This window comes from Sebaldella sp. S0638 (assembly GCF_024158605.1).
In the GTDB taxonomy this organism is placed as follows: Bacteria; Fusobacteriota; Fusobacteriia; order Fusobacteriales; family Leptotrichiaceae; genus Sebaldella.
In genome coordinates this window covers 39,377-45,400 of record NZ_JAMZGM010000027.1, presented here as the reverse complement: position 1 = coordinate 45,400, position 6,024 = coordinate 39,377, and the positions used below count along the sequence as shown (strand labels likewise).

At 36.9% G+C, this 6,024-nt stretch carries 7 protein-coding genes and 1 riboswitch; of the genes, 5 read left to right on the top strand and 2 right to left on the bottom strand.

Annotated features, from left to right (window positions below):
• The first annotated feature begins 7 nt into the window (after nt 1-7).
• Nucleotides 8-107, top strand: a riboswitch (TPP riboswitch).
• A gap of 407 nt (nt 108-514) precedes the next feature.
• Genes thiD through tenA form a run of 4 tightly spaced genes read left to right on the top strand, consistent with a single transcriptional unit; the run spans nt 515 to nt 3,500 of the window.
• Nucleotides 515-1,333: a bifunctional hydroxymethylpyrimidine kinase/phosphomethylpyrimidine kinase gene (gene thiD, locus NK213_RS09290; protein WP_253348677.1), complete on the top strand. Its 819-nt coding sequence runs from the start codon at nt 515-517 to the stop codon at nt 1,331-1,333.
• On the top strand, nt 1,326-2,156 hold the full coding sequence (gene thiM, locus NK213_RS09285) for a hydroxyethylthiazole kinase (RefSeq protein ID WP_253348676.1): 831 nt from the start codon (nt 1,326-1,328) through the stop codon (nt 2,154-2,156). The genes thiD and thiM overlap by 8 nt, the downstream gene beginning before the upstream one ends.
• A 13-nt stretch (nt 2,157-2,169) precedes the next feature.
• Nucleotides 2,170-2,814: a thiamine phosphate synthase gene (thiE, locus tag NK213_RS09280; protein ID WP_253348675.1), complete on the top strand. Its 645-nt coding sequence runs from the start codon at nt 2,170-2,172 to the stop codon at nt 2,812-2,814.
• A gap of 17 nt (nt 2,815-2,831) precedes the next feature.
• A complete protein-coding gene (gene tenA, locus NK213_RS09275) occupies nt 2,832-3,500 on the top strand; it encodes a thiaminase II (RefSeq protein ID WP_253348674.1) in 669 nt (222 codons plus the stop codon).
• Between the two features lie 70 nt (nt 3,501-3,570).
• Here the strand turns inward: tenA and NK213_RS09270 are convergent, their stop codons facing one another.
• A complete protein-coding gene (locus tag NK213_RS09270; RefSeq protein WP_253348673.1) occupies nt 3,571-4,104 on the bottom strand; it encodes a DUF5105 domain-containing protein in 534 nt (177 codons plus the stop codon).
• Between the two features lie 79 nt (nt 4,105-4,183).
• On the bottom strand, nt 4,184-5,146 hold the full coding sequence (locus NK213_RS09265; protein ID WP_253348672.1) for a helix-turn-helix transcriptional regulator: 963 nt from the start codon (nt 5,144-5,146) through the stop codon (nt 4,184-4,186).
• A 188-nt stretch (nt 5,147-5,334) separates the two neighbouring features.
• Here NK213_RS09265 and modB point away from each other — a divergent pair, with 188 nt between their 5' ends.
• Nucleotides 5,335-6,009, top strand: coding sequence for a molybdate ABC transporter permease subunit (gene modB / locus NK213_RS09260; RefSeq protein WP_253348671.1), 675 nt, complete (start codon nt 5,335-5,337; stop codon nt 6,007-6,009).
• Nucleotides 6,010-6,024: the final 15 nt, after the last annotated feature.

Below are 6,024 nucleotides of genomic sequence, written 5' to 3'. Positions count from 1 at the left end.
AAAATTAAATATTATGCGGGGGGACTGCTTGCAGTTGAGAAGGCTAAAACCTGACCCATAGAACCTGTCAGTTAATACTGGAGTAGGGAAGCAGTTACAAAACTATAATTTTTTTGATTAAGTGCTTTCTATATTTTTGAGGCACCTTTTTTATTTTAATAAAATTAAATATTATGCGGGGGGACTGCTTGCAGTTGAGAAGGCTAAAACCTGACCCATAGAACCTGTCAGTTAATATTAGTGTAGCAACCACAATATATTCTGCCAAACGACATTGTCTATTTTTCCATCTGCGGCGTTATCATCAGTCGATGTAGACCCGCTACATCTTCATCTTCTTCCTTGCAGAGTGAAAAAATATCCGGCATCGTTTCACAGAATATATTGTGGTTACTACACTAGTGCAGGGAAGCAGTCTTTTTATTTTGAGGTAAAATATTATGAGATATAAAGAGAGAACTTTCCTATAGAGGGAAGTTTTTTTTATATAAATTTTTTACCTAGGAGGAACATAATGAAAAAAATTTTGAGTATCGCAGGATCTGACTGCAGCGGCGGAGCTGGAATACAGGCAGATTTGAAAACTTTTTCGGCTCACGGTCTTTTTGGAATGAGTGTAATAGTATCTGTAGTGGCGGAAAATACCAGCAGAGTTATTGATATTCAGGACATACGAACTGATATGATCCAAAAGCAGATTGATGCAGTTTTTGAAGATATTGGAGCAGATGCGGTGAAAATAGGCATGCTTTCAGGAGAGGAAAGCATGAAGGCAGTAGCAGAGAAACTTTCGGAGTATAAAGCACAGAATATTGTAGCTGATCCTGTAATGTATGCTAAAAACGGCTGTCCGCTCATGGATCCTGATTCTGTGGGTGCGTTAATAGAGATAATAATCCCGGCGGCTGATCTGCTTACGCCGAATATTCCCGAAGCTGAAAGAATAGCAGGAATAAAAATCGAAACTACAGATGATATGAAAAAAGCCGCTGTAAAAATACATGATATGGGAAGTAAAAATGTTTTGATAAAAGGCGGACACCTTGAGAGCGAGGCGCTTGATATCCTGTATGACGGGAAAAACTATCATTATTTTAATGCCAAGAGAATAAATACTAAAAATACACATGGAACAGGCTGTACGTATTCGTCGGCAATTGCTTCAAATCTTGCACTGGGAATGGACTTGGAGAACGCGGTTAGGAAAGCAAAAATATATGTTACAACAGCAATAAAGCATTCGCTTGATATAGGAAAAGGCCACGGACCGACAAATCATTTTTATTCTTTATATAAAAACGGACTTGAAAGCGGAGGGGAAGATCATGAATAATAAAATAACAGATATAATAAAGGAATATCCTGATATCGTGAGAGCGAAGAAACCGCTGATTCATCATATAACCAACTATGTAACTGTAAATGACTGTGCCAATATTACACTTGCAGCAGGAGCGTCGCCTGTTATGGCTGATGATCCCGAAGAAGCAGAGGATATTGTGTCTTTAGCTGCGGCATTGGTGATAAATATGGGGACATTAAATAAAAGAACTATAGAGTCAATGATAAAAGCAGGTAAAGCCGCAAAGAAAAAAAATATTCCGGTGATTTTTGATCCTGTGGGTGCAGGAGCAGGAACTTTCAGAAATGAAACTGCGGACAGAATTCTTAATGAAGTAAAGCCGTCGGTTTTGAAAGGGAATGTATCGGAAATACTGTTCATTTCGGGTGTAAGTGCCGGAGCAAAGGGGGTAGATGTCTCTGATGATGATAAAAATATAAATGAGGATATCATCAGGGAAAAAGTGATGAAACTGGCAGCAGATACAGGCTGTATAGTAGCCGCAACAGGTGAAAAGGATATTATTTCTGACGGGAAAAGAGTTATATATGTGGAGAACGGGCATAAAATGATGTCGGATATAACAGGAACAGGCTGCATGACAACATCGTTAACAGCAGTGTTTTGCAGTATCTCTAATGATTTGCTGCTGGGGACGGCAGCGGGGATAATGTGTATGGGTCTCGCAGGAGAGAGAGCTTTTGCTTTGGCAGGGCAATATGGAAGCGGAAGTTTCAGGACTGCACTTCTTGATGAAGTATATAAGATTTCACACGGAATTATCGGAGAAAATACAAAAATTTTTGAAGGATGAGGTGAAAATAGAGATGAATAAAGAAAACAGATACAAGGCAGATGTTGATTACTCTCTGTATCTCGTAGCAGACAGCAGTTTTATTACACTGGAAAATGCCGAAAAGAGCATAAGTGAAGCAATAGAGGGAGGAGTTACCGTAATACAGCTGCGGGCAAAGGATATTTCTACAGCGGAATTTTACAATATGGCTTTAAAAATAAAAATGTTTACTGACAGTTATAATATTCCGCTGATAATAAATGACAGAGTGGATGTGGCAATGGCAGCAGATACAGCAGGTGTGCATGTAGGGCAGGATGACATGCCGGCAAGAGAAGTAAGGAAATTAATAGGGGAAAATAAGATATTAGGTGTATCAGTATCAAATGTAAAAGAAGCACTGGAGGCCGAAAGAAACAGTGCCGATTATCTGGGAGCCGGAGCGATGTTTCTTACAAGGACGAAATCTGATGCAAAGTATGTAGGAATCAATGAATTAGAGAAAATAAAATTAAAAACCAAAATTCCGGTAGTAGCAATAGGAGGAATAAATATAAACAATGCAGAAGAAATCTTTAAGGCAGGAGCAGATGGAATAGCTGTAGTATCAGCAATATTAGGTGAAAAAGATATGAAAGAAGCTGCTTTGAAATTAAAAAAACTAAAGAAGATTTAAATCAGGGAGGAAATTATATGTCATTTTCAGAAACTTTAAAAGAAAAAGCCGGGAAAATCTGGGAAGAATGTTACAAACATCCGTTTTTACAGGAATTGGGGATGGGAACTCTGGAAAAGGAAAAATTCAAATTTTATCTTATACAGGATTATCAGTATCTAATGGAATATGCCAAGGTATTTGCCGCAGGAATGGTAAAATGTAATGAAGAAAAATATATGGCAAAATTTGCAGAAATTCAACATAATATTTTATGTGAAGAAATGAATATTCACAGGAAATATATGGAAGATTTCGGGATTACCGAGGAAGAAGCGGCAAATGCAGGGCAGTCTCTGTTTAATAAAGCCTATACTTCAAATATGCTTTCCACTGCATATACAGGAACAATTGCCGAAATTATTGCAGTGGTGTTCCCCTGTGCATGGTCTTATCACGACTTTGCCAAAAGACTGAAGCAGGAATACGGAAATCTTCCGAAGAATGATTTTTATAATAAATGGATAGATACTTACGCAAGTGACGAATTCGGAGAATCTTTCAGCTGGTTTTGCGATTACCTTGATGTATTATGCGAGAATAAAAAACAAAAAGAGTTAAAGAAAATAGAGGAAATATTCAGAACAAGCATGGAATTTGAATTTTTATTTTGGGATATGTCATATAAAATGAAAATGTCTTATTAATAAGCAAATATGAAAAACAGGCTTTTAAGTTTTTATCTTAAAGAGCCTGTTTTTCATATAGATTCAAATTTTATTGCTGTGCAAAAGTACTTAACCCGCCAGTAAGATATACGAATAACTCAGAATTCCTTTCTGTGTCGATTTCCCATTCTCCATCCTCATTTTTTGTCATGTATACAGGAATAGTTCCTGATAAGTAGGTTATGTCTTTTTTTTGTAAAATGCCGTTCATGCTGTCATTGAAGAATTTTTCCATTTCTTCTTCGGAAGCACCGCTAAAAGCCAGACCAATTCCTTCTTGAAAGATATCAATAAAAGGTTCCACTACATTTGGAGCTTTTATTTCTACCTGAAGTATACTTTCATTCTCTTTTTCTTCAGCGCTTAACACCTTATATTCGACTTTTTTGAAAAAATTCAGATAAAAGTCTTCAAAATTTTGAACAGCTGCATTATCAGTACCTTCTTCAAGAAAGTTCAACGCTTTTTCATTATCAGCCGACTGAATCTCAGACATACGGCCTTCAAAATCTTTTTGTGACTTTGGTTTGCCACAGCTTATTACTAAAAAGAACATCATAACAAAAATAAATAGTTTTTTCATCAATACCCTCCTAATATAAAATTAGCATAATTCTAACATAATAACACAAGAGAAGCAATAAAAATATCCAATCGTTCTTTTATGTCCATGCGACGATTTCGCCCATTTCACTTATATCATAGCCGCCGATATCCTTAAATTCAGCTCTGAACTCGTCGGAACGTAAAATTTTCAGAATACTCTGAACAGTAAATGTATCAAAAATCTCTTTTTTTACCACCAAATCATATCTTTCTTTTTGAAGAGGAATAAACTCAATTCCCTCGACCTGTGAAGCAATTTTTTCTATACCTACTCCCACATCGGCAGCTCCCCGGCTTACTGTACTTGCTACGGTAAGGTGGGACTGAGTTTCGTTATTATAGCCTTTTACTGAGCTTCCGTAAATATTAATAAGACGGAGATGCTCATCAAGCAGAACACGTGAACCTGCACCTTTTTCACGGTTGATAAGGGTAATGTCGTCACGTTTCAGATCATCCCAAGATTTTATACCTTTAGGATTTCCTTTAGCTACATAAAATCCCTGCATACGACAGGTAAGGTGAATTATAACAGCGGGAATTCCCGGAAGGAGTCTTCTTACAAAAGGAACATTATACTGTCCTGTATCCCCGTCCCATAAATGTGTGGTAGCAGCCTGAATATATCCGTGATATAAGGCGACAAGACTGCTGTAACTGCCTATATAAGCACGAAGTGCAGAGATATTTTTACAATATTTTCCCATATAACTTGTGAGAATATCCAGCATAAGATCCTGACCACATACTATAAAATCATTTCCCGCAGGAATTTTATTAAGACCGCCCAGATTATCCGAGTATAAATCCGAAAGACCGGTGCTTCCCTTTTCCTGGGGATTTTGTATTTTTTTTGAATTTTCAATATAGGACTCCACATCTACTAATGTAAAACGGACTTTTCTCCCTACTTTGTAGGAATTCAGCTCGCCGCGTTTTACCAGTTCATAAACTGTATTTTTGGCTATTTTCAACATGTCGGCTACATCCTGTACAGTAAGGGCTTTAGTATTATCCATATAATCCAACCTTTCCGTATGAATAAGTTTTTTAATTTATTATAGCTTTTTTGGGGCGTAAATGCAATTATTTGAATATCAGACACTTGACAAATTATTCTTTCCTAACTATAATGTATTAAACGTTATGAAACATGACGAAAGATGATGAAGTGAAATAACATAAAAAAGGGCGGAGGCTAATATTAATGTATGAAGCAATATTCTTATCATTGAAGGTTACGGGGATTTCAACATTAATAACCAGTTTTCTGGGGATTATTACAGCATATATATTTAGTAAACATGACTTTAGGGGAAAAAGCATACTGGAGACATTATTTCTTATGCCTATAGCACTGCCGCCTACTGTGGTCGGTTATTTGATAATGCTCGGGATCGGAAGAAAAAGTATGTTCGGCCAGATTCTTTATAAAAATTTTGGAATTAATATATTATTTACATGGCAGGCAGCATGTATCGCAGCAATAGTAGTAAGTTTTCCGCTGATATACCAAAATGCCAAGAATGCTTTTACTTATGTGGGAGAAGATGTAAAAGATGCGGCAAGAGTGGACGGAGCCTGCGAACTGAAGCTTTTTTGGTTTATAATAATACCAATTGCATTAAACGGAATAATAGGCGGGGTTATACTTGCATTTGTAAGAGCGCTGGGAGAATTCGGGGCTACACTGATTGTAGCGGGGAATATTCCGGGACAGACACAGACAATACCTCTCCTGATTTATTTTTCTATTGGAAGCGGGGATAACAGAACAGCAAATATACTGGTAATACTTATTATGGTAATAAGCATGTCGCTTGTATTGGTAACAAACAAACTTCTTAAAAGAAACGAAATAACAAAAGAAAGTTCCGAGTGAGACATGCAATATAAA